Source organism: Janthinobacterium sp. GW822-FHT07A03 (assembly GCF_058798815.1).
Genome location: NZ_JBXAKW010000003.1, coordinates 398,933 through 422,797, shown reverse-complemented (window position 1 = coordinate 422,797; position 23,865 = coordinate 398,933). Strand labels below are relative to the sequence as shown.

Genomic DNA, 23,865 nt, shown 5'->3' with positions numbered 1-23,865 from the left:
CGATCTGCATTGCTTGAGTCGTGCAAATCCTAATTAATGATATGTTCCGATGATGATTTTTTTATTCAATAACCTCTTCCGCTCATACGCGGGCAGCTGTCCCGATTTGAGCAAGGCGTTGTCATGAGAGTCGGTATCGACGCGCGCTTCATCACGCGCCACCCGCGCCGCGGCATCGGCAATTATTCGCTGCATGTCGTCACCGCGCTGGTCAAGCTGTACCCCGCAGTGCAGTTCTTTTTGTATATCGCCATTCCGGACAGCGAAGGCATCCTGCCGAGCGGGCCGAATGTTACCGTGCGCCAGCTGAAAATGCCGGCCTACCCGTTGTGGGAGCAAGTGGCCCTGCCGCGTGCGGCGCGCGCAGACCGGCTCGATATCCTGCACGGTTTAGGCAATACCGCGCCGATGTTCGTGCCGGCCAACGTCCACATGGTGCTGTCGCTGATGGATGTGATGTTCCTGCAGACCGGTGAATTCGTGCCGAAACCCACTAACCGCTACCAGGCCTGGGGGCGTCACTACCGACGCTTCGTGTCGCCGCGCTGCGCGCGCGCGGCCGACCATGTGATCACGATTTCGGACTTCTCGCGCAAGGATATCCTCGACCTGATCCCAGGGTTGGATCCGGCCCGGGTGCATGTCACGTTCCTTTCCTGCGACGCCGTGTTCCAGCACCAGCGCAGCACGGAACCAGCGCCGCGGCCGGCCGCCGGCGGCCAGCGCCCTTATATTTTCACGCTCGGCGCCAACGATCCACGCAAGAATACGGTGCGCCTGGTGACTGCCTACCTCGCGCTGCTGAAGGAACATGGCACCGAGCACGATCTCGTCATCAGTGGCTACGCCGGCTGGGAGCAGAGCGAGGCATACCAGATAGTCAAGGATGCCGGCGCCGCGGAGCGCGTGAAATTCCTCGGATTTATCGACATCCAGGAATTGGTCGCGTTGTACCGTAATGCGGCTCTGTTCGTCTATCCGTCGCTGTATGAAGGCTTCGGCATTCCCCTGCTGGAAGCGTTTTCTTCCGGCTGTCCGGTCATCGCGTCTAACGTCACCTCGATTCCGGAAGTGGCCGGGGATGCGGCATTGTGCATCGATCCACTGTCGGTCGACCAGATCAAGACCACCATGCTGAAAGTACTCCAGGACGACGCGCTGCGCGCTTCGCTGGTACAAAAAGGCTACGCCCGTGCCCGCCAATTCACCTGGGAAGAAACTGCACGACAGACCTTCGCCATTTACGAGGCTTGCCTCAGTCAACCTAAACTCCAATGAAGCTTCTTGCCATTTCCGGCCGTATTCCTGCAGTCGACAGGAACGGTGACCAAGTCATATCGTATTTCCGCCTAAGCCACCTGGCGCGCAACAACACGGTTGAGCTGATTTGTTTCGGCAGCCGCGACCAGCCCGATGATCGCGCTGCTACGCTGGCCCTGGAGGCGCTAGGTATCGTGGTGCATCTTGTGCCTTGGAACAAGTACAGCGCGGCGCTGCAGGTATTACAGGCTATTCCATGTGCGGGTATGCCGTTCCAGTGCGCGTATTTCCGTTCGCGTCAGTTCCAGAAGGTGTACAAGACGGTATCCGCTCGCTTCGCGCCCGAGGCGCTGTACGCGGTCATGATCCGGGTATTGCCGAATGCGCAGGACTACCGTGGCCGTCTGTTTGTCGACCTGGTCGATTCAATGGGATTGAATTTTGGCCGCCGCGCCGGCATGGAAAAGGGTCTCAAGGGCTGGCTACTCGGCATCGAAGCGCGCCGTGTCGCCGCTTACGAAAAGCAGGTTGCGCAACGCGCGGAACGCTGTTTTGTGGTGTCTGGCATCGATCAGCAGGCGATCGGTTCTGACCATGTCAGCGTACTGCCGCTCGGTATCGATATCACGCGCTTCAACCGTTCTGCCGCCGCAGTGACAGCGCCGCTGATCGCTTTCACGGGCAATATGTTTTATCAACCGAACGTGGATGCCATGCTGTGGTTCGCCGAACACTGCTGGCCCGCGATAAAAGCCGCGGTACCTGGCGTGCGCGTGATGGTAGTGGGTAATCGCCCGCAGCCGAGCTTGGTCGCACTGGGCAAGGCTGACCCCGCCATTGAGGTGATGGGCCGCGTGCCGTCGGTCGCTGAAGTCATTAAGACTGCCGCTGTTGCCGTGGCGCCGATGCGCTCCGGTTCGGGCATGCAATTTAAAATTCTGGAAGCGATGGCGTGCGGCGTGCCGGTAGTGGCGACGACGATAGGGCAGGGCGATATCGGCTGTGTGGCCGGCACTGATATTCTGGTGCGTGATAGTACCGCCGAATTTGCGAAAGATGTCATCTCCCTGCTGCAGTCGGCCGCGTTGCGCGAGCAGGTCGGTAGTGCGGGCTATGACTACGTGAAAAAGAACCACAGCTGGGACGCGATCAATCAGCGCTTCGCCCAAGCTTGCCACCTGGCGTGATCATGCAGAGAATACTTGTTACCGGCGCCAATGGGTTTGTTGGAAAAATGGTCTGTGCTGAATTGCTGGCACGCGGCTTTGAAGTCACTGCTGCGGTGCGTAACGCACCTGCGGGTGCGGACATGAACAGTGCCGGTCTGCGCCTTGTCAGTGTCGGCAATGTCGATGGTGACACCAACTGGGATACGGCATTGGCGGGATGCGCAGGCGTGATTCACCTGGCGGCGCGGGCGCATATTCTGAACGACGAGGTGGCCGATCCGTTGGCTGCGTTCCGGGCGATCAATGTGGCTGGCACTTTGCAATTGGCGCGCTGCGCTGCGCGTGCGGGTGTAGCCAGGTTTGTCTTCGTCAGTTCAGTGGGAGTGAATGGCAATCAGAGTGAGCAGCCATTTACCGAAGAGGATGCGCCGTTGCCGGCCGAACCCTATGCCGTCTCCAAGTTCGAAGCAGAGCGTGCCTTACAGGCCGATACGGTCAGCGGGGCGATGGAACTTGTGATCGTGCGCCCACCGCTCGTATATGGCCCAGGTTGCCCGGGTAACTTCCTGCGCCTGCTGAAATTGTTATCGACCCGCGTTCCCTTACCTTTCGCGGCGATGCGCAACAAGCGCAGTTTCGTCGGCATCTGGAATCTGGCCGATTTTCTTGCCACCTGCCTGGTCCATGATAAGGCCGCAGGCCATGTGTTTCTGATTTCTGATTTGGAAGATGTCACGCTGCCGGACCTGCTGCGCGGATTGGCGCGCGGTATGGGCCGTTCTGCACCGTTGTTCTCAGTCCCACCTGGCTGGCTGGCGGCATTGGCCGGCATGGCAGGCAAGGGCGCCATGTTCGACAAGCTCGGCGGCGCCCTGACCGTGGATGCGAGTCGCGCTCACGTCGTACTGGGCTGGACACCGCCAGTGAGCTTGGCCGAAGGCCTGAAGCGCACCGGGCGCTGGTATGCGGAGCGTTAAGGCGGCACCCTGTAGCGATGCAGCGTTGCCAGAAAAACTGTTGCATAAGAATCGTAATAATTTTCTCTTGTTAACGTAAGTATTAAGAGCCGAACAGAAAGGTTAAAATAGCAACCCACCCTTGCCTCAATGCAATGGTCGTAGTCAATAATATGGTATCGAAAAGGTAATGCACCTGATGAAGCGTTTTTTGGATTTTTTCTTGGGGCTGTTGGCCTCGATCATATTTTTAATCCCTCTCCTATTGTTGATCGCGTTAGTCAAGCTGACATCAAAAGGACCGGCCTTGTATTGGTCGAATCGGGTCGGATGCTACAACCACCTGTTTTCCATGCCGAAACTGCGTACCATGCGGGTCGACACTCCGGTCGTGGCTACGCATTTGCTGGCCAACCCTGACCAGTTCCTGACGCCGATTGGCGGCTTCCTTCGCAAGTCCAGCCTCGATGAGATCCCGCAGCTGTGGTGTATCTTGCGTGGCGACATGAGTATCGTCGGTCCACGGCCGGCCCTGTTCAACCAGCAGAACCTGATTGATATGCGTACCGAGAATGGCGTGCACAAGATCCGTCCGGGCTTGACAGGTTGGGCTCAGATTAATGGCCGTGATGAATTGCCAATCGACGAAAAGGTCAAGCTTGACCTTGAGTACTTGCAGCGCCAGTCGCTGGCCTTCGATATCAAGGTCATCGCGCTGACGGCATTGAAGGTGGTGCGCCGGGACGGCATCACTCATTAAGTTCAGCAAGAAAGTCGCGATGATGGTGTTGGTGGCAAGTTGTGTTGCGTGGGATGCGCTGCCGCGCTTCGATGTCATGGTGGGAGCGACAATAAGCGTGTTCCCAGTTACGTCTGTATGATTTGATCCGATGCTTGCATGATTGAAGAGGGAGTGAAATGAGTTGTCTCCACAGATTCAATTATGGACACAGAAATTCAATGCTCTGTCCCCGGCAAATAGGGGAACTCAAGGAATCTTCCCCAGCCCCGGCTGTCTGACGGTACATATCAGACAAACGGGAGCCTTCCATGCAGCCAGCCGAATGGAAAACCTTCATCGCCCAGTTTGCCGCACTGAGCCGTCGCCAGCGTTTGGCGAGCACTGCTCTGCTGCGCGGGGCAGGATCGCAGAATGCCGCCGTGGCACTGGTCGAAAGCGTGGCCCGGCAGCGGCTACACTGTCCCGCCTGCAACAGCAGCCATGCGCACCGGCACGGTCATGCGCATGGACTGCAGCGCTACCGCTGCGTGCCGTGCGGGCGTACCTTCAATGCGCTCACCGGCACGCCGCTGGCCCGCTTGCGCCACAAGACCTTATGGCTAGCCTACGCCGGCTGCCTGCTCGAGTCGGCTTCCGTGCGCAAGGCAGCAAGCCAGCTGGGCGTGCACCGCAACACCGCCTTTCGCTGGCGCCACCGGTTTTTAAGCCTGGCCAGGACGGACCGGCCCCATTGCCTGCATGGCATCGCCGAAGCGGACGAGCTGTATGTGCTGGAGTCAGAAAAGGGCGCGCGGCATCTGACGCGTCCGGCGCGCCGCCGTGGCGGCCATGCCTACAGGCGCGGCATTTCCAGTGAACAAGTCTGCATCCTGGTGGCGCGCGACCGCACGGGACAAACCCTCGATTTCGTCGCGGGAAAAGGGGCGCTGACCAAGGCGCAGCTGCATGCTTGCCTGCCACCCGTGATCGACAAGGACGTCTTGCTGATGACCGACGGCCACGCTGCCTATCGCGCCTTCGCGCGTGAAGCGGGCATCAGTCACCAGGCCGTCAACTTGCGTGCCGGCATCCGCGTGCAGGGCGCCACCCATGTGCAGAACGTCAACGCGTATCACAGCCGCTTGCGCGGCTGGCTGCGCATCTTCCATGGCGTGGCCAGCCGTTATCTGCCGAATTACCTGGGATGGCACTGGATACTGGACGCCGGGCGCATCCGCTCCCCAGAAACATTATTGAAGGCAACACTAGGAGAGTTCCCACATTTGACGGTGACATAGCCAAATTCAACCAGTTGTTGCGTTGCCTAAGCGGACCCTGGCATATCGCCGAATTCAATCGCGTCGTTGCAGTCACGTCACTGGCCGCAGGTGGCTCGGCTTCGTGGGTTGCCTGCGAGTTCAACGTCAACGCCAATCATTTTTTGGCCTGACGCAAGCAGTTTGCTGACTTGTTATTGCAGCGCCCGGTTACGCTGCCCGAACCGGCTCCTGAAGGCGCAACGTGCCGCAGCCCCTGCAGCTGCGACCTCTGCAGCGATAATGCTGACAATTGACGCGGACCAATTGCCCCTGGAGGGTAAGCGTAAAGCCAGCGCAACGATGGCCGGCATCGCTGCGAGCGGCAATGCTCAGACAGTCATATCGCTGTGCGAGGGCGGAACCAGGTTCGCCGCTACGGTCGCAAGCCAACCCTTCCACAGATGGTCATCGATATCCGATGACGGTGTGAACTCTGGAACGATTTTTCGTAACTGATCGCGGATGGCTTCGTGGTCTCCCTGCTCGCATGCCCGCTCGAGCTGTTTGAGCATTTGCTCCAGCACGGGCCAGACAATTTCCGCCTCTTGCGCGCGCATGATGAGCGGATGCTCGGTGCCGGTGACATTGTCGCCGATGAGCAATTCTTCATACAGCTTTTCGCCCGGCCGCAAGCCAACATAGCGAATTTCAATGCCGCCCCGGGCAGCATCGCCGCGGACTTCATGTCCGCTCAGGTAAATCATTTTCCTGGCCAGGTCGGCAATCTTGACTGGCTCTCCCATATCAAGAACGAACACGTCGCCGCCACGCCCCATTGCGCCAGCTTGCAGCACCAGCTGCGCCGCTTCGGGAATGGTCATGAAATAGCGTGTGATTTCCGGATGTGTCAGAGTGACGGGGCCACCAGCGGCGATCTGGCGCCTGAACAGCGGCACGACGGAACCGGACGAACCCAGTACATTGCCAAATCGCACCATGCAAAAGCGTGTCTGCGTATGTTGGCGCGAGAATGCCTGCAATATCAGCTCGGCCAGGCGCTTGGTGGAACCCATGACGTTGGTTGGCCGCACTGCCTTGTCGGTGGAGACGAGGACAAAGCGTTTTACTTTGGCAGCTACTGCGGCGCGTGCCAGACTGAGCGTACCGAAGGTGTTGTTTCGGATGCCTTCGATCGGGTTTTGTTCTACCAGTGGCACATGTTTGTAGGCTGCAGCGTGATACACGGTTTCCACTTTGAATTGCGTGAAAATGTTTTCGCATTTTTTTGTGTCGAGTACCGAGCCCAGGAATGGAATCAATTCGACTTCAATGCCGTTCGCTAAGGCCATGGCCCGCAGTTCCTGATCGATGGCATACAGGCCATACTCGGACATTTCAATGAGCACCAGGCGGCTTGGCGCCAGCATGACGATCTGACGGCACAGTTCGGAACCAATGGAGCCGCCGGCACCGCTCACCGCTACCGATTTTCCAGTGATGCAGACCGACAGCAGGGAACTGTTGGGGGCAACCGGGTCGCGACTGAGCAGGTCTTCGATTTCTATCTCGCGGACATCTTCCACCCGTAACGAGCCTTTTACCAGGCTCTGGATGGGAGGGGTAACCTTGATTTTGATCTTCAGCGGTGTGAGGCGGTCGATGATGGCGCGCTGTTGGGCATGGTTAAGTCCAGGCATAGCCAGCAGTATTGCGCTGATTTGATATTTTTGCAGGATGGCATCGAGGCGGGTCGGGCACCAGACCTTGATCCCGGCAATACTGGCCCCATGCAGTTGAGGATTGTCGTCCAGGAAGATGATGGGAAGATACTCCGCACTAAGGCGCAGGGCATTTGCCAGCTGTATGCCTGCCCTCCCTGCGCCGTAGACTGCCACGCGCATGCGCTGTGGCCCACGCCGGTCACCGAGGAAAAATCCGCGCGCGGAGAACCGGCTTACCAGCAGATAAATGATCAGCAAGGCGGTAAAGATCAGATACGGGGTCACGGAAAATGTGAGGTTGGGGAGGACGAGGCTCACGAGTGCCACAGTAATAACAGACAGGGCCGCCCCGGTGATTACCATCAGCACAATCTGGTGGTCGATATAGCGGATGACCGCACGGTACAGGCCCATGCGGACGAAGATCGGTATCGAAATGAGCGGTGCGGCAACTATGAGCACCGCATATGCACTCAGGGACGTCACATTCACCGTGTTCAGATGCAGTGCAATCGCAATAATAAAAGTCAATGGAATGCAGATAGCATCGGCTGCCGCTGCGACCACTTGTTTGTGAAAGCGCGAGAGATTCAGAAATTTTGTTTTCATCGATTAATTCAAGCGTAAATTAAAGCGATGAACAATCATAAAATGTAGCATGATGTTTTTTTAAGATAGATCGGTAAATGTGCGGGTGTTTTGTGAGTTTTTTTGCTGGGGCGCCGCAAGGCGGTACAGGCATCGGTTTTGCGTTCACCTATTGTTCTTGAGTGTACGGACGGTGCCTGGAATAAAGCCGCCGCGGTACGGTGGATTACGCAATACGCCTTGATTCCACGCTCCACCTAAGGTCAAAGATGCCTGATGCTGTACCGCAGGTGTGAGGGTTAGACGAAGAGGTCGGCGTTGGCCAGAAGGGGGGCGGCTTTGTCTTTGCCTGACAGCAACGGCTCACCCTCCAATGGCCAGTTGATGCCGATCGCGGGGTCGTTCCACAAGACACAGCGCTCGAATTCCGGTGCCCAGTAATCGGTAGTCTTGTAGAGGAACTCCGCACTGTCGCTGGTCACCATGAAGCCGTGTGCAAAACCTTCCGGCACCCACAACTGACGTTTGTTCGCAGCCGACAGTACGACGCCGACCCATTTTCCGAACGTGGGCGAGCTTTTACGAAGGTCAACGACGACGTCGAATACTTCACCTGCGGTGACGCGCACCAGTTTGCCTTGTGGCTGCTGGATTTGATAATGCAGACCACGCAATACCCCCTTGGCGGATTTGGAGTGGTTATCCTGCAGAAATTCGCGTTTCACGCCGGTCAGTTCGGCGAAGCGGTTTTTGTTGAAGCTCTCATAAAAAAAGCCGCGGTCGTCACCAAATACGGTGGGTTCGAGTATCAATACGCCAGGTATGTCTGTGGTCTGAATTTGCATGATTTATTAGTATGGTATGAACTAAGTGGATGGCGCGGGGCGCCTCAGAATATCTTGTCGTCGAGCAAACGCAACAGGTATTGGCCATACGCATTCTTCTTCAACGGTTGTGCCAGTTGTTCCAGTTTGGCAGCGTCGATGTAGCCTTTGCGATAGGCTATCTCTTCCGGGCAAGCGACTTTCAGACCTTGGCGATTCTCGATGGTAGCGATAAATTGACCTGCTTCTAGCAGCGATTCATGAGTGCCGGTATCGAGCCATGCCATGCCTCTGCCCATCAGTTCCACATTCAGCTCTCCGCGTTCCAAGTAGACACGGTTGACGTCGGTAATCTCCAGTTCGCCACGCGGCGAAGGCGCGATGCCTGCTGCGATGTCGCATACCTGGTTGTCATAGAAGTACAGGCCGGTGACGGCGTAGTTCGATTTTGGCTTAAGTGGCTTTTCTTCAATGCTGACAGCGCGCCGTTGTTGATCGAAGTCGACCACGCCATAGCGTTCTGGATCGTGCACGTGATAAGCGAACACGGTGGAGCCGCTGGTACGCGCTGACGCTTCGCGCAATTGCGTCTCAAAGTCGTGACCGTAATAAATATTATCGCCTAGGATCAAGGCGGATGGCGCGTCACCGACGAACTCCTTGCCGATGATGAACGCCTGTGCCAAGCCATCAGGAGACGGCTGTATGGCATAGGTCAGGCTGATACCCCACTGGCTACCATCGCCCAGCAACTCCTGGAAGCGTGGCGTATCCTGAGGCGTCGAGATGATCAGGATATCGCGTATGCCAGCCAGCATCAGTGTGGTCAGCGGATAGTAAATCATCGGCTTGTCATACACTGGCAGCAGTTGCTTTGATACCGCCATGGTGACTGGATACAGGCGCGTGCCGGAACCGCCGGCCAGGATGATGCCTTTACGTTTGATCGCCGTGCTCATCAATCTGCCTCCTGTTCCGTATCGCGTGCTGCATAATTCTTTTCCACCCATTTCAGGTAGTCACCCGATTGCACGTCGCGTACCCATGCTTGGTTGTCGAGATACCATTGGACCGTCTTGCGGATACCGGTTTCAAACGTTTCGGCCGGCTTCCAGCCCAGTTCTCGCTCGATCTTGCGCGCATCGATGGCATAGCGGCGGTCGTGGCCGGGGCGATCCTGCACATAGGTGATTTGTTCGCGATAGCTGCCCGATGCCTTAGGATCGAGCGTGTCGAGGATGTCGCACAAGGTATGCACGACTTCCAGATTGGCCATTTCATTCCAGCCGCCCACATTGTAAACCTCGCCCAAGCGTCCTGCTTCCAGGACGCGGCGGATCGCCGAGCAATGGTCGCCCACGTAAAGCCAGTCGCGCACTTGCATGCCATCGCCATAGATAGGCAAGGCTTTGCCGGCACGGGCATTGCTGATGATGAGCGGAATCAGTTTTTCCGGGAAATGGAAGGAACCATAATTGTTCGAACAGTTGGTCGTGAGCACCGGCATGCCATAGGTATGGAAGTAGGCACGCACCAAGTGGTCAGACGCCGCTTTCGATGCCGAGTACGGGCTGTTTGGCGCATACGGCGTCGTTTCCGTGAATGGTGGGTCATTCGGTCCCAGGGTGCCATACACCTCATCCGTCGAGACGTGCAGGAAGCGGAAGCCATTCTTGTCATCACCGTCTAGTGCGGACCAATAGGCGCGTGCTGCTTCGAGCAGGCTGAAGGTGCCGTTGACGTTGGTCGAAATGAATTCGCCGGGGCTATGGATCGAACGATCGACATGGCTTTCCGCAGCAAAATGTACGATGGCGCGTGGCTTGTGTTCGGCCAGCAGGCGGGAAATGTGGGCGGTATCGCAAATGTCGCCGCGCACGAAGATGTGCCGTGGGTCTTGCTCCAGGCTTGCCAGATTGCTGAGATTGCCCGCGTAGGTCAGTTTATCAAGGGTTACGACGGGTTCTTGATTGAGCACCAGCCAGTCACGTACAAAATTGGATCCGATGAAACCGGCGCCACCAGTAACTAAAATCATGCTGTTATCCTTTTCTTGCTTGGGAATTATTAAATATTTGACGGAAGATTTGTTTCACGGTTTAAACAGATGACAATGTCATTTATAGACACCTAACCTTGACATGCAATACATCAAGATACAACCGCGTATCCGGAGCAGCACCGCACTTGCCGCTGCCTTACTGCCGCGGGTCACCCCAAGGTTGTCTTCAGGTAATAATCTATCTGAGTACCCTAGTATTCCATTGAAGTGATAGGGGGATCATTTTTCAAGCTCGATTTCAGTAAGGGGTATGGCAAGGCCATATCCCTTGACGTGCCTGCTTAAACCCGGCCGTAGCGGTCTTCAAACCGCACGATGTCATCTTCACCCAAGTAGCTGCCAGACTGGATTTCAATGAGTTCCAGTGGTACTTTGCCTGGATTGGCCAGTGAGTGCACCACCCCAAGCGGAATATAGGTGGACTGGTTTTCCGTCAACAGGTATTCCTTGTCGCCGTTGGTGATTTGGGCGGTACCGGAGACAACAATCCAATGCTCGGCGCGGTGATGGTGCATTTGCAGGGACAGCTTGGCGCCCGGCTTGACGATGATGCGCTTGACCTGGAAGCGGTCGCCATTGCCGATGGAATCATAGGAGCCCCACGGACGGAAGACTTCACGGTGCATGGTGGCTTCGGGACGCTCCCTGGCGACCAATTGTGCGACCAAGGTTTTCGTCTGTTGTGCCTGGTCCACATCCATGACCAGCACGGCGTCGGCGGTTTCCACGATAACGGTATTGCGCATGCCGATGGCGGTGACCATGCGGCTACTGCTGTGCACCAGGCAATCGTTGCAATCCTGGATCAGCACGTCACCTTGGGTGCTATTCTGGCTGGCATCCTTTTCCGCCACGTCGAGTACGGCTTTCCAGGAGCCGATATCATTCCAGCCGGCATCAAGGGCGATGGTAGCCGCATGGCTGGTGCGCTCCATGACGGCGTAGTCGACGGCGATATCGGGACTGGCGGCGTAGGCATCCTTGTCCAGGCGAATGAAGTCGAGGTCGCTCTTCGCAGCGGTGATGGCAGCGCGGCACGCGGCTAGGACGGCGGGCTGGAAGCGCTCCAGCTCTTCTAGGTAGCGGCTGGCGCGGAACAGGAACATGCCGCTGTTCCAGAAGTAATCGCCGCTGGCGATATATTGTTCTGCCAGCGCCAAGGCCGGCTTTTCCACGAATTCAAGTACGCGCTGGACTTGCCCGCTTGCAGCGCCTTCGGCGCGGATATAACCGTACCCTGTTTCCGGTCCCGTTGGCGTGATGCCGAACGTCAGCAAATGACCCGCCTCTGCGGCAGTACGCGCCAGTGAGATTGCGCGATGGAAAGCCGGGGTATCCAAAATGACGTGGTCCGATGGCAGCACCAGCAGGAGCGGATCTTCGCCATTTTCCATTGCATGCAAGGCGGCTGAGGCGATCGCCGGTGCCGTATTGCGGCGCATGGGTTCAAGTAGCATGCGGCTATTTTCCAGGCCGATCTCGCGCACTTGCTCGGCGACAATAAAACGCGAGGATTCGTTGCATACCAGCAGTGCTGGCGAAACAGTGTCGATCCCGGCCAGACGCTGCAGTGTTTGTTGCAGCATGCTGCCCTGATTCGACAAGCGCAGAAACTGCTTTGGGAATGCCTCGCGCGAAAGTGGCCATAAACGTGTGCCAGAACCGCCGCAAAGAATCACTGGTAAGAGAGGGATAGTCATTTATGCTTCAATGTAAATTTAATATTGTATAGAGCGGAATAATTCGTCATGTATTAAAACTTGCCCGGCTTGTCGCGCTCTTGTACAGCGGCGTACGTGCTGGCAAAAAGTCAATAGCGCAAACTGGGGCAATATTTTAATCAACTAGAGATTTTGTATTTTTTCTCTACTTTATAGACCCGGAGACGCACGTACGTTAGCTCGTCCTCTATTGTAGTTTGCTAGTCCTGTATTCCTACTTAGCACGCAACGTTTTCAAGCAAAAAAGCAACAAACACGCATATGGCAGTCATGCTGAGGAGCAACACTGCTGCTGCTGCGCAGTCCTTGGCAATCTTGACGCTCGGATGCAGGGCTGGATGAAGGTGGTCGATCAGGTGTTCCAGCGCGGTATTAAACAATTCCGCAGCCAGGACCATGCCACAATTGAGCAATAGTAGTGCCCACCATATCAAGGCAGGTTTGCACCAGGAGAGCACTATGAGTACCATCAGCGCAGCCAGACATTGCAGACGGAAGCTAGATTCCATGCGGAAAGCAGCGCTCATCCCCTGCAGGGCAAATCCCATGCGCTTGAAGAAAGGCTGATTCTTCATGGTAACTGAAGGGATGTTGCAGGATATTTCAATGGCATGAAAGCGGATCTCTTAATGAATAGATGAGGATCGCAGGCGTGGCCCAACGATATAACATCATTCGCCCACAGCAGAAAGATTGCTGCCAATCTTTTTGATGTTTAATAAAAAGTAAAAAAGCCCATTTTCAAATGAAAAGGGCTTTTTTGCAATAGTCAACATATTTGACTATGTCAACTATTACTGCACCAAGCCTTCACCTTTCGGCTCAACATCAAGCTGCAGGCTGGACTTACCTGTCGCTGCCTGGGCAGCCAGGTATTAATGGTGGGTTGGGGTGGTGTGCGCGGTGGTCGAATCCGAGCTGGCTGCACCGGCTACAACGGCAACGGCTGCGCCGATTGCGATCATGGTGCTGACGCTCAGACCTGCAACGGTGGTGCCAGCGGCAGCGCCAGCTGCTGGGGCGGCAGCTGGTGCTGGGGCTGGCGTGGATTGAGCCATTGCTTGCGCGGAAGCGAAGCAGAGGATTGCCGAAGCGATCAGAATTTTTTTCATGGGATATCCTTTAGGTTAAACAGGGAAATGTTAAAGCTGTCACGCGATTGTAGCAACATTTCTCCTGCTGGTCTGTGTTGCACACATCATGATGACAATAATTAACGGTATTTCAGCTTCATATTAAAGCATTTTCTTGTTTTTTTCCTCATGATGTTGTTCTGAGTTGACATATTCGTTATGCGTCTATCCGATGTACACGGTTACTGGATGGTACGTTACGATATCAGATGGCGCTTCGCAAGTTTGCCAAGTCCTTCCCATCCCGCGTAAAATGCAGGCTTCGCGGGTGTAGCTCAATGGTAGAGCAGAAGCTTCCCAAGCTTACGACGAGGGTTCGATTCCCTTCACCCGCTCCATTTTCCGCTGGCGCCTGGCTTTGTGCGGCGCGGCCACTATTTTCTTCATTCCCATGTCCTCTGATACCCCAGCAAACGGCCCGGCGCGGCCGATGATGTACGATCCGACCGAACACCGCATCCGCAGCTTCGTGACTCGCGCGGGACGGCTGTCTGTCGCGCAGGCGCGCGCGCTTGAGACCTTGGGGCCGCAGTTCCTGTTGCCTTTCGCTAAGGAGTCCATGGACTTCGGGCAGGTGTTCGGCCGCAAGGCGCCCGTCATCCTGGAAATCGGTTTCGGTATGGGCGCGACGACGGCGCATATCGCCAAAGCCATGCCGGAAAAGGATTTCATCGGCGTGGAAGTGCATACGCCCGGTGTTGGCAGCCTGTTGAAGCTGATCGGCGAAGAGTCGCTGACGAATCTGCGCCTGCTCCAGCACGATGCCGTGGAAGTGCTGACGCACATGATTCCCGCCAATTCGCTGGCCGGCATCCATGTGTTCTTTCCTGATCCATGGCACAAGGCGCGCCACAACAAGCGCCGGCTGATCCAGTCGCCGTTCGTCAAGCAATTGACCGATCGCCTGGCGCCGGGCGGCTATCTGCATTGCGCCACCGATTGGGAGGATTACGCGGTGCAAATGCTCGAAGTGCTGGGCGCCGAGCCGCAGTTGCGCAATAGCGCCGATGCTTATGCGCCGCAGCCTGCGTATCGTCCGCTGACCAAGTTTGAAAACCGCGGCTTGAAGCTGGGCCACGGCGTGTGGGATCTGGTGTTTATCAAGAAATAAATGTGGCCCATCTGGACCGTTTGCATGAAAAAAAGCCTGCCGCAGCCACGCCGCAGGCTTTTTTCATATGCACGCTATCGTGTGCTGGCTAGGCAAGGCGGGTAAAATACGATAGCCTTATCTTTTTTGCATTGATTGATATTATGTCCAAGAAAATACTCGTGACCGGCGCATCCGGTTTCATCGGTTCGCATACCTGTGTCGAATTGCTGGCTGCCGGTTTTGAGGTGGTCGCGGTGGATAATCTGTGCAATAGCGCGCGCGAGGCGATGGTGCGCGTGGAGCGCATCTCCGGCAAAAGCGTGCCGTTCTACGAAGCGGATGTGCGCGACCGCACGGCCATGGCGGCTGTCTTGCGCGAGCACGCTGTTGACGCGGTGATCCATTTCGCGGGCTTGAAAGCCGTGGGGGAGTCCGTGGCCCAGCCGCTGATGTACATGGACAACAATGTGTCAGGCACCGTGGCGCTGCTGGAAGTGCTGGCGGCGGCGAATGTGAAGCGTTTTGTGTTCAGTTCGTCGGCCACCGTGTATGGCGATCCGGAAGCCTTGCCGATCCTGGAATCGTCGCGCCTGTCCGTGACCAACCCCTATGGCCGCTCCAAGCTGATGGTCGAGCAGATCCTGGCCGATCTCGTGCACGCCGATGCGCAGTGGCAGGTTGGTGTGTTGCGCTATTTCAACCCGGTCGGTGCACATGCCAGCGGCTTGATCGGTGAGGATCCGGGTGGCATCCCGAACAACCTGATGCCTTTCATCGCCCAGGTGGCCGTGGGCCGCCGCGAGCGCCTGGCCGTCTTCGGCAATGATTACGATACGCCGGATGGCACGGGCGTGCGCGACTACATTCACGTGGTCGACCTGGCGCTGGGCCATGTGGTCGCGCTGAACCGCCTGTTCTCCACCGAGGGCGGCTTTACCGTCAACCTGGGCACGGGCCACGGCTACAGCGTGCTCGATACCGTGCGCGCCTTCGAGGCCGCCAGCGGCCGCAAGGTCCCGTACGACATCGTACCGCGCCGTCCCGGCGACATCGCCAGCTGCTACGCCTCGGCCGACAAGGCGAAGCAATTGCTGGGCTGGCAAGCGCAGAAAAACATCGACGACATGTGCCGCGACCACTGGCGCTGGCAGCACCAGAATCCGCAAGGCTATCTTGCCTGAGAGAGGGCCGATGTATTTAGTTTTGGCACAGCAGTAATGCATCATGCCAGTTGGGCAGGCCGCAGAAAGTCTCCATCAGTTTCTGCGACGACAATACCGAATTGGCAGGTCGCTGTGCCGGGACCGGGTACTCGGATGCCAGTATGGGTGTCAGCTGCGGCTTTTTCGTGACCGATGCATGGGCCATGATCGCTTCGGCGAAGCCAAACCACGTGGTTTTTCCTTGTGCCGTCAAATGGTAGAGCCCGGAATGCTCATCCCACCACGCTTGCTGGTCGGCGGTGGCCAGGCTTTGCGCGACAATGTGCGCGGTGGTGTCGGCAATCGTACGGCTCCAGGTCGGGGCGCCGAATTGATCCGATACGATATTGAGCGCATCGCGCTCCTGGGCCAGGCGGCGCATGGTGAGCAGAAAATTTTTGCCATGCGTGCTATATACCCAGCTGGTGCGTAGGATAAGGTGGGCGACGCCCGTGGCTTGAATGGCTTGTTCGCCCGCCAGCTTGCTGCTGCCGTAAACATTCACTGGACAGGTAGGATCAGTTTCCAGATAGGCACTGTCCTTGCTCCCGTCGAACACATAGTCGGTACTGTAATGTATCAGTGTGGCGCCAAGCTTTTTGGCTTCCTCAGCCATGACGCCAGGGGCTTCGCCGTTGATGCGCAGTGCAAGTTCCGGTTCGCGTTCCGCCTGGTCAACTGCAGTATAGGCGGCAGGGTTGACGATCAGCGTAGGCTTCACACTGCGAATGACGTCCCGCACCTGTTGCAGATTACTCAAATCCATTTGACTGCGATCAAGCGCGATGATTTCTCCCAGGCCTTGCAGGCTGCGCTCGAGCTCATAGCCAACCTGGCCAGTTCTTCCGGATATTAAAATTCGGCTCATGAATATTCCTGTTTATATTGGTGTCAATAGTATGCCTGAAGGCGGCTGGATTGAGTGAAGAGCCCGCTCGTTTTTCAGTGCATTATCTGGTAAGCATTGCCATGCGCTGTCCATACAAAAAATCCCGCTCACACGCAAGTGTGGCGGGATTTTTTTAGAGCGTCAGCAACCCAATGGCGCCTGAAAAATGTCTGGGGCCAGGCGCAAAGCCGAAGACAGTACGCTAGTACGGCGAGGCGAAGCAACAACGCCCCAGGCATTTTCTCAGGCAGCCATTATGGATACAGGCCGCGTACTTCGCGAGCCTGCAGCACGCGCGTGCACGCCAGGATGAAGGTGGCGGTACGCATCGACACTTTCTTCTCTTGCGACACTTGCCATACCGCGTCGAACGCTTCGCGCATGATGCGGGTCAGGCGGCTGTTGATTTCTTCTTCCGTCCAGAAGAAGCTCGAGAAGTTCTGTGCCCACTCGAAGTAGCTGACGGTCACGCCGCCGGCGTTGGCCAGCACGTCCGGCACGATCAGCACGCCGCGGTCGGTCAGGATGTCGTCCGCTGCCGGCAGGGTCGGGCCATTGGCGCCTTCCAAGATGATCTTGGCGCGGATGACTTGTGCGCGCTCGGCCGTGATTTGCTGTTCCAGCGCGGCCGGGATCAGAATGTCGCAATCGATGCCCCAGAAATCTTCGCGCGGCACGAATGCCTCGGCGCCCGGGAAGCCTTCGACGCTGCCCACTTCGGCCACGTGTGCCAGCAATTGCGGGATGTTCAAGCCGCCGGAATGCACGACGGTGGTCTTGTGGTCTTGTACCGCGACCACTTTCGAGCCGGCTTCAGCGAACATGCGTGCAGCGACGCCGCCCACGTTGCCGAAACCTTGCACGATGACTTTCGCGCCTTCGAGCGACATGCCGACCTTGGCGGCCGCATCGCAACCGACGACGAATACGCCGCGGCCCGTCGCATCGCGGCGGCCCAGGCTGCCGCCCAGCGAAATTGGCTTGCCCGTCACCACGCCGGTCGACATATTGCCGCCGATCATGGCGTAGCTGTCCATCATCCACGCCATGACTTGTTCATTCGTGTTGACGTCCGGCGCCGGGATATCCTTGTTCGGTCCGATGATCATGCTGATCTCGCTCGTGTAGCGGCGGGTCAGGCGTTGCAGTTCGTTGCGCGACAGGGTCTTCGGATCGACACGGATACCGCCCTTGGCGCCGCCGTATGGCACGTTGACCGCTGCATTCTTGACCGTCATCCAGGCCGATAGCGCCATCACTTCCGACAGGGTCACGTCCTGGTGGAAGCGTACGCCGCCCTTGCCCGGGCCGCGCGACAGGTTGTGCTGCACGCGGTAGCCTTCGTAGTGAGCAATGGTGCCGTCATCGCGCTCGATAGGCACGTCGACCGTCAGGATGCGCTTTGGACGCTTCAGCGTTTCCACCCAGCGTGACAGGTTGCCCAGGTAAGGCGTAACGCGGTCGATCTGCTCGAGGTAGACGCCCCATGGGCCCAGATCTTCGGAATTGAGGTAAGAAGGAAGTGCGTGCTTGCTGGTCATGCTTGATAAGCTCCTGGACAAAACGGTGGTGTAACGCCGAAAAATCTGCAGAGCATCGCGATGATTTTTTCTGGCGTTCAAAAATGCTGTGATAGGCGCACCTTTAGGCTGCGCGCAGCGGAACCGCATCGTAGGCGATAGCCTCATGCCCCGGCCAATGCTTTGTGCGCATCCGGTTATGCATTTAATGCATAGTTGTATTGACAGGATTGCCAGTCAGGAGAGAGCTGTCCCGGTGGTGCGCTTGCGGCGCTTGCCGGCGCGCGCCTTGCCGTCCTGCGCCTGCAGCAGGTATTGCCACAGGCTTTCGACGATCTGTTTTCCGGGGCGCAGGCTGGACGGGCGTTCGCGGTACAAGCGGATTTCCAGCTCGATTTCCCAGCCTGGCGCGCCGCCGTCGGCGCGCGCCAGGTGCTTGTACTTGACGTCGCGCATGACGGCCGATTCTGGCAGGAAGGCGATGCCGCGCCCCTCCAGCGCCATCATTTTCAAGCCTTCGGCCATGTCCGTTTCGTAGCAGGTTTCCAGAAACAGGGGCGCCTTGGCGTCGGCCAGCAGCAGTTCCACCATGCGACCCAGGTAGGCGTTGCTGGTGTAGGAGAGGAAGGGCAGGGGCTCCTTGGCGCTGCCGGGCAGGACGAAGTCCGGCACCTTGTCCTGGCCGCAGCGCGCATATGCGCGCAGGGTTTCGCGGCCCATCACCAGCATGTCGTAGCGGCCCGGGTCCAGCTGCACCGGCTGGCGCGGATGGTGATAGCACAGCAGCAGGTCGCAGCCGCCATCGACCAGCTGCAGCACGGCGTCATGCACGTTCAGGGCCATCAGACGGCTGTTGATCGGCGCAAAACCTTCTTCCAGCGCCGTCAGCCATTTCGGCATGAAGGTCAGCGACAGGGTGTGCGGAACGGCGAAGTCGACGCTCGTTTGCGTGGCCGCGCGCTTGCCGCGCAACAGGGCGCGTACGCCGTTGATCTGCCCCAGCATTTCCAGCGCCTGCTCGTAGAACACGGCGCCAGCGGGCGTCAGCCGCGTCGGGTACGAGGTGCGGTCGACCAGGTCAATGCCGAGCCAGTTTTCCAGCGACTGGATGCGCCGCGAGAACGCCGGCTGGGTGACGTGGCGCAGGGCCGCGGAACGGCTGAAATTATGCGTTTCAGCGAGCGAGATGAAGTCTTCCAGCCATTTGGTTTCCATCGCGGCAGCGTTCCGTTATCAAGGGCAGAGGCAAGGTGAGGTGGTCAGGGCGTATCGGGTGCGGCCGCCGCCTGGTACAGGGCGGCGGGCAGGCCGAAGAAGGATGGCGGGCCCAGGGTCGTGCCTTCGAGCGAGCCACCCGCGTTCAAGGCCTTGTTGATGGCCGACAGCAAGGAGCTGCGGTCGGCGAGATTTTTTATCAGGGCGCGCGGGCCGTTGTGGAAAGTATGCTGGGCGATATCCGCAGCGACGACAAAGATCGGCTCCCGGCGCAGGGGGAACTCCACCCACTCGCCGTCTTCGTCCTGGGCGCAAAAGGTGTCGGGCAGGGTCATGTTTTCGGCACCGGGAAGGTGCGACGCCAGCACCAGGCCAAAAGCTTCCGGCACGACGTCGGCCAGGCGGCGCACGGTGAGGTCGTCCTGCACCAGGACACGTACTTGCGCTTCCACCGCGTCTTCTGCGTCAGGCTGGGCGCCGAGGATTTTTACGGCCTGATAGATCAGGTCGGAAGAGAGTGCTTCCATCAAATCATCTCCAGGATCATGGCGACGATTTCGTCGCCGTACGAGGCCAGTTTTTTCTCGCCCACGCCGCTCACGCCGCGCATCTGCTCGAGCGAGGTAGGCTTGGCCTTGGCGATTTCGCGCAGGGTGGCGTCGACGAAAATCACGTAGGCGGGCACGTTGTGCGTGCGCGCCGTCTCCACGCGCCACCAGCGCAGCTTGTCGAAGATCGCCTGCTCGCTGGTGGACAAATCCGTCTCGACATAGCCCTTCGCCACGCTGGTGCTGCGCTTGCTGGTTTTCACCGGTTTCTGGTACTGGCGCAGCTGGACCTTCTGGCCGCCCTTGAGCACGGGGCGCGAGGCGTCGGTCAGCTTCAGCGAGCTGTATTGTTCATGGTCGACCGAGACGAGACCGAGCGCGATGGCCTGGCGCAAAATCGATTTCCATTCCGCTTCGCCCAGGTCCGAGCCGATGCCGAAGACCGACAGCGAATCGTGGTGCCAGGTCTTGATGCGTTCCGACTCCACGCCGCGCAGCACGTCGATCACGTGGCCGCCGGCGAAGCGCTGGTCGACGCGGTAGATGGCCGACAGCAGTTTTTGCACGGGTACCGTGCCGTCGAAGGACACGGGCGGCACCAGGCAGGTATCGCAATTGCCACACGGCGAAGCCGGTTCGCCGAAGTATTCGAGCAAGCGCATGCGGCGGCAGCTGAGCGTTTCGCACAGGCCCAGCATGGCGTCGAGTTTGACGCCCAGCACGCGCTTGAAGGTGTCGTCCGCTTCCGATTCGTCGATCATGCGCCGCTGCAGCACCACGTCCTGCAAGCCGTACGCCATCCAGGCGCTGGCGGCCATGCCGTCGCGGCCCGCGCGCCCCGTTTCCTGATAATAGCCCTCGATGCTTTTTGGCAGGTCGAGGTGGGCCACAAAGCGCACGTCGGGCTTGTCGATGCCCATGCCGAAGGCGATGGTGGCGACCATGACGATGTTTTCCTCGCGCAGGAAACGCGCCTGGTTGGCGCTGCGCTTGGCGTACTCCATGCCGGCGTGATACGGCAGGGCGCGGATGCCGCTCTGGTTCAAGAATTCCGCAGTCTCTTCGACTTTTTTGCGCGACAGGCAGTACACGATGCCGCAGTCGCCCGCGTGTTCCGTGTTGATGAAGTCGAGCAGCTGCTTGCGGCCATTCGCCTTTTCCACGATCTGGTAGCGGATGTTCGGGCGGTCGAAGGACGAGACGAACTGGCGCGCGTCTTCCAGCTGCAAACGCAGGGCAATTTCAGCGCGCGTCTGCGGGTCGGCCGTGGCCGTGAGCGCGATGCGCGGCACGTCCGGGAACTGCTCGTGCAGCACCGACAGCTTGATGTATTCGGGACGGAAGTCGTGGCCCCACTGGGCCACGCAATGCGCCTCGTCGATGGCGAAGAGGGAGATCTTCGAGGCCTGGAACAGGTCCAGGCAGCGCTGCGTCATCAGGCGCTCGGGCGCCACGTAGACGACGTCGATACCGCCCGTGCGCACCAGGCGCTCGATGCGGCTCGCTTCTTCGTAGGTTTGCGTGGAATTGAGGAAGGCGGCGCGCACGCCGACTTCTTCCAGAGCGTCGACCTGGTCCTGCATCAGCGCGATCAGCGGCGAGACGACGACGCCGACGCCATCGCGCAGCAGGGCAGGAATCTGGTAGCACAGCGACTTGCCGCCGCCCGTGGGCATCAGCACCAGCGCGTCGCCGCCATGGCTGACGTGATCGACGATGTCGGCTTGCTGGCCGCGGAAGGCCGGGTAGCCGAAAACGGTTTGCAGCAGGTGCAGCGCGCGCTGGTTAAGATCTTGATTCATAGTACCTTATTCTGCCCAAACAACCCAGCCGTAGTGGGCGCTGGCCAGGACCAGCAAACCGAACACGATGCGGTACCAGGCAAAAAACGTGAAGTCGTGCGAGCTGATGTAGCGCAGCAGCCAGCGCACGCACAGGAAGGCGGAGATGAAGGCGGCCACGGTGCCCAGGCCGAACAGGGGCACGTCGGTGGCCGACAGGATGTCGCGCGCTTTGTACAAAGAATAGGCGGTGGCGGCCAGCAACGTCGGGATGGCCAGGAAGAACGAAAATTCGGTGGCCGTCTTGCGCGACAGGCCCAGCAGCATGCCGCCGATGATGGTCGAACCGGAGCGGCTGGTGCCGGGAATCAGCGCGAACGCCTGCGCGCAGCCCACTTTCAAGGCGTCGAACGGCGTCATTTCATCGACCGAGTTGACGCGCACGGTGACGGGGTTGGTGCGCGCGCGGCGCTCCACCAGCAAAATCACGATGCCGCCGATGATGAAGGCCATGGCGACCGGTACTGGCTTGAACAGCGCATGCTTGATCATCTTCCCAATCGCCAGTCCGATGACGGCCAGCGGGATAAAGGCGATGGCCACGTTCAGCACGAACTTGCGCGACTTGACCTCGGTGCTGAAGGTGGACAGCACGCTGCCGATGCGCTGGCGGTATTCCCAGCAGACGGCCAGGATGGCGCCGGCCTGGATGGCGATCTCGAAGACATCCATGACTTCTTTCGAGACATCCTTGGTAAAGTCGAGCAGGCTGCCGGCCAGGATCAGATGTCCCGTGGACGAAATCGGCAAGAATTCGGTGAAACCTTCGACCAGCCCCATGATGATGGCTTTTAACGCAAGAATGAGATCCATAGATGTATACAAGGGTGTAATTGACAGGATGGGGTGACTGCATGGCGCCAGCAATGTGCGCGGGGTCGAAGCTTACCACGCCGCAGGCCTGCGGACCTTATTTGGGCGCTGTCGGGCGGCGCTTTTTTAGCGCCGTCCACCAGGCAGGAGGGGCGATCAGGATGCTTGCTTTGCCGGCGCCACGAGGCGCGCGCTGGCCGCCACCAGCAGCAGGGCGGCGCCCAGCATGGCGAAGGCGATATTCAGGCTGGTGGCGTGCGCCACGAAGCCGATGACGGCCGGACCGGCCAGGATGCCCGCATAGCCGATGGTGGTGATGGCTGCCACCGCCAGGCTGGCCGGCATGGCATGCTGGTTGCCCGCCGCCGTGAACAGGATGGGCACGATGTTCGCGGCACCCAGGCCGATCAGCACGAAGCCGGCCATGGCGACACCGGCGTGCGGCGCCAGCACGGCCAGGAAGAAGCCGCTGGCCGCGCACAAGCCGCCGAAAGTAAGCACACGCTTGCCGCCAAAGCGGCTGACCACCTTGTCACCCGTGAAGCGGCCTATCGTCATGGCGATGGCGAAGGCGGCGTAGCCTAGACCACCCTTGGCTTCTTCCACGCCGCGCGTGGTGGTGAGGAACAGGGCGCTCCAGTCGAGAATCGCGCCTTCGGCCAGGAAGACGATAAAGCACAGTAACCCGATGAAAATGACGGCGCCGTGCGGCATGACGAATAGCGGCGTTTTTTCGCCGGAGGCGGACGCCGTCGGCAGCAGATGGCCTTGCGCCGCGCCCAGCACGCCGCACAGCAGCAGCATCATCACCGCGCAGGACCAGGCCGGCGACAGGCCCAGCCACAGCAGCAGCGCCATGCAGGCCGCGCCGGCGAAGCCGCCCACGCTGAACAGGGCGTGAAAACCCGACATCATGGCGCCGCCGTTGGCTTTTTCGATGATCACGGCCTGGATGTTGATGGCCACGTCGAAGGTGCCCATGGCCGCGCCGAACACCAGCAGCACCAGGCCCAGTTGCAGCGGCGTGGCGGCCAGCGCCAGGCCGGGCAGGATGGCGGTCAAGAGCAGGCCGGCGGCGGCGATGACCTTGCGGCAGCCGAAGCGGGCTGTGAGCATGCCCGTAAACGGCATTGCGCACAGCGAGCCGGCGCCCAGGCACAGCAGCAAGACGCCGAGGGTGGCTTCATCGAGGCCCAGGCGCGATTTGGCGTAGGGAACCAGCGGGGCCCAGGCGGCCATGCCGAGGCCGGCCGCGAAGAAAACCAGGCGCGTGGCGCGTTGTTGCAAGGTGCCGGTGAGATGCATGGGGGAGCTTTTCAAGAGTCGGGGT

At 58.8% G+C, this 23,865-nt stretch carries 21 protein-coding genes and 1 tRNA gene; 8 read left to right on the top strand and 14 right to left on the bottom strand.

Annotated features, from left to right (window positions below):
- The first annotated feature begins 123 nt into the window (after nt 1–123).
- The 5 genes from AC1RJW_RS11525 (at nt 124) to AC1RJW_RS11505 (ending at nt 5,404) form a co-directional block, all read left to right on the top strand.
- Entirely contained in the window at nt 124–1,278 is a 1,155-nt protein-coding gene (locus AC1RJW_RS11525; RefSeq protein WP_493045022.1) for a glycosyltransferase family 4 protein, read from the top strand.
- Nucleotides 1,275–2,447: a glycosyltransferase gene (locus AC1RJW_RS11520; protein ID WP_493045021.1), complete on the top strand. Its 1,173-nt coding sequence runs from the start codon at nt 1,275–1,277 to the stop codon at nt 2,445–2,447. The genes AC1RJW_RS11525 and AC1RJW_RS11520 overlap by 4 nt, the downstream gene beginning before the upstream one ends.
- Before the next feature lie 2 nt (nt 2,448–2,449).
- On the top strand, nt 2,450–3,406 hold the full coding sequence (locus tag AC1RJW_RS11515) for an NAD-dependent epimerase/dehydratase family protein (protein WP_493045020.1): 957 nt from the start codon (nt 2,450–2,452) through the stop codon (nt 3,404–3,406).
- A 178-nt stretch (nt 3,407–3,584) separates the two neighbouring features.
- Complete coding sequence (locus AC1RJW_RS11510) at nt 3,585–4,145, top strand: sugar transferase (RefSeq protein ID WP_493045161.1); 561 nt, start codon at nt 3,585–3,587, stop codon at nt 4,143–4,145.
- 290 nt (nt 4,146–4,435) lie between these two features.
- On the top strand, nt 4,436–5,404 hold the full coding sequence (locus tag AC1RJW_RS11505) for an IS1595 family transposase (protein WP_493045019.1): 969 nt from the start codon (nt 4,436–4,438) through the stop codon (nt 5,402–5,404).
- Nucleotides 5,405–5,754: 350 nt separating this feature from the next.
- Here the strand turns inward: AC1RJW_RS11505 and AC1RJW_RS11500 are convergent, their stop codons facing one another.
- The 7 genes from AC1RJW_RS11500 to AC1RJW_RS11470 form a co-directional block, all read right to left on the bottom strand.
- On the bottom strand, nt 5,755–7,695 hold the full coding sequence (locus AC1RJW_RS11500; protein WP_493045018.1) for a polysaccharide biosynthesis protein: 1,941 nt from the start codon (nt 7,693–7,695) through the stop codon (nt 5,755–5,757).
- Nucleotides 7,696–7,973: 278 nt separating this feature from the next.
- A complete protein-coding gene (rfbC, locus tag AC1RJW_RS11495) occupies nt 7,974–8,519 on the bottom strand; it encodes a dTDP-4-dehydrorhamnose 3,5-epimerase (RefSeq protein ID WP_493045017.1) in 546 nt (181 codons plus the stop codon).
- A 44-nt stretch (nt 8,520–8,563) separates the two neighbouring features.
- Complete coding sequence (gene rfbA, locus AC1RJW_RS11490) at nt 8,564–9,457, bottom strand: glucose-1-phosphate thymidylyltransferase RfbA (RefSeq protein ID WP_493045016.1); 894 nt, start codon at nt 9,455–9,457, stop codon at nt 8,564–8,566.
- Nucleotides 9,457–10,536 (bottom strand): dTDP-glucose 4,6-dehydratase, encoded by a 1,080-nt coding sequence (rfbB, locus tag AC1RJW_RS11485; RefSeq protein ID WP_493045015.1) that lies wholly within the window; start codon nt 10,534–10,536, stop codon nt 9,457–9,459. Before rfbB ends, rfbA begins: the two co-directional genes overlap by 1 nt.
- Nucleotides 10,537–10,841: 305 nt before the next feature.
- Entirely contained in the window at nt 10,842–12,260 is a 1,419-nt protein-coding gene (locus tag AC1RJW_RS11480; protein ID WP_493045013.1) for a mannose-1-phosphate guanylyltransferase/mannose-6-phosphate isomerase, read from the bottom strand.
- 239 nt (nt 12,261–12,499) lie between these two features.
- On the bottom strand, nt 12,500–12,856 hold the full coding sequence (locus AC1RJW_RS11475; protein WP_493045012.1) for a diacylglycerol kinase: 357 nt from the start codon (nt 12,854–12,856) through the stop codon (nt 12,500–12,502).
- Between the two features lie 300 nt (nt 12,857–13,156).
- A complete protein-coding gene (locus tag AC1RJW_RS11470) occupies nt 13,157–13,393 on the bottom strand; it encodes a hypothetical protein (protein WP_143450399.1) in 237 nt (78 codons plus the stop codon).
- 285 nt (nt 13,394–13,678) lie between these two features.
- On the opposite strand from AC1RJW_RS11470, the gene AC1RJW_RS11465 reads away from it, so the two are divergent.
- From AC1RJW_RS11465 to galE, 3 genes are all read left to right on the top strand, one after another.
- A tRNA-Gly gene (locus AC1RJW_RS11465) sits at nt 13,679–13,752 on the top strand.
- A gap of 92 nt (nt 13,753–13,844) precedes the next feature.
- The gene (trmB, locus tag AC1RJW_RS11460) at nt 13,845–14,525 is read left to right on the top strand and encodes a tRNA (guanosine(46)-N7)-methyltransferase TrmB (protein WP_493045011.1); all 681 of its coding nucleotides are present in this window, start codon (nt 13,845–13,847) and stop codon (nt 14,523–14,525) included.
- Nucleotides 14,526–14,668: 143 nt separating this feature from the next.
- Complete coding sequence (gene galE, locus AC1RJW_RS11455) at nt 14,669–15,688, top strand: UDP-glucose 4-epimerase GalE (protein ID WP_493045010.1); 1,020 nt, start codon at nt 14,669–14,671, stop codon at nt 15,686–15,688.
- 16 nt (nt 15,689–15,704) lie between these two features.
- On the opposite strand, the gene rfbD is transcribed toward galE, so the two are convergent.
- From rfbD to AC1RJW_RS11420, 7 genes are all read right to left on the bottom strand, one after another.
- Nucleotides 15,705–16,577 (bottom strand): dTDP-4-dehydrorhamnose reductase, encoded by an 873-nt coding sequence (rfbD, locus tag AC1RJW_RS11450; RefSeq protein ID WP_489629630.1) that lies wholly within the window; start codon nt 16,575–16,577, stop codon nt 15,705–15,707.
- A 275-nt stretch (nt 16,578–16,852) separates the two neighbouring features.
- The gene (locus tag AC1RJW_RS11445; protein ID WP_131373381.1) at nt 16,853–18,139 is read right to left on the bottom strand and encodes a Glu/Leu/Phe/Val family dehydrogenase; all 1,287 of its coding nucleotides are present in this window, start codon (nt 18,137–18,139) and stop codon (nt 16,853–16,855) included.
- A gap of 216 nt (nt 18,140–18,355) precedes the next feature.
- Complete coding sequence (locus AC1RJW_RS11440) at nt 18,356–19,333, bottom strand: LysR family transcriptional regulator (protein ID WP_493045009.1); 978 nt, start codon at nt 19,331–19,333, stop codon at nt 18,356–18,358.
- A 44-nt stretch (nt 19,334–19,377) separates the two neighbouring features.
- Nucleotides 19,378–19,860 carry a hypothetical protein gene (locus AC1RJW_RS11435; protein WP_493045007.1) on the bottom strand — a complete coding sequence of 161 codons (483 nt, stop codon included), beginning with the start codon at nt 19,858–19,860 and terminating at the stop codon, nt 19,378–19,380.
- Nucleotides 19,860–21,683, bottom strand: a complete 1,824-nt coding sequence (gene recQ / locus AC1RJW_RS11430; protein ID WP_493045006.1) for a DNA helicase RecQ — start codon at nt 21,681–21,683, stop codon at nt 19,860–19,862. The genes AC1RJW_RS11435 and recQ overlap by 1 nt, the downstream gene beginning before the upstream one ends.
- Before the next feature lie 6 nt (nt 21,684–21,689).
- Nucleotides 21,690–22,535, bottom strand: coding sequence for an undecaprenyl-diphosphate phosphatase (locus AC1RJW_RS11425; RefSeq protein ID WP_076565829.1), 846 nt, complete (start codon nt 22,533–22,535; stop codon nt 21,690–21,692).
- Between the two features lie 156 nt (nt 22,536–22,691).
- The gene (locus tag AC1RJW_RS11420) at nt 22,692–23,840 is read right to left on the bottom strand and encodes an MFS transporter (RefSeq protein WP_493045005.1); all 1,149 of its coding nucleotides are present in this window, start codon (nt 23,838–23,840) and stop codon (nt 22,692–22,694) included.
- Between the last annotated feature and the right edge of the window lie 25 nt (nt 23,841–23,865).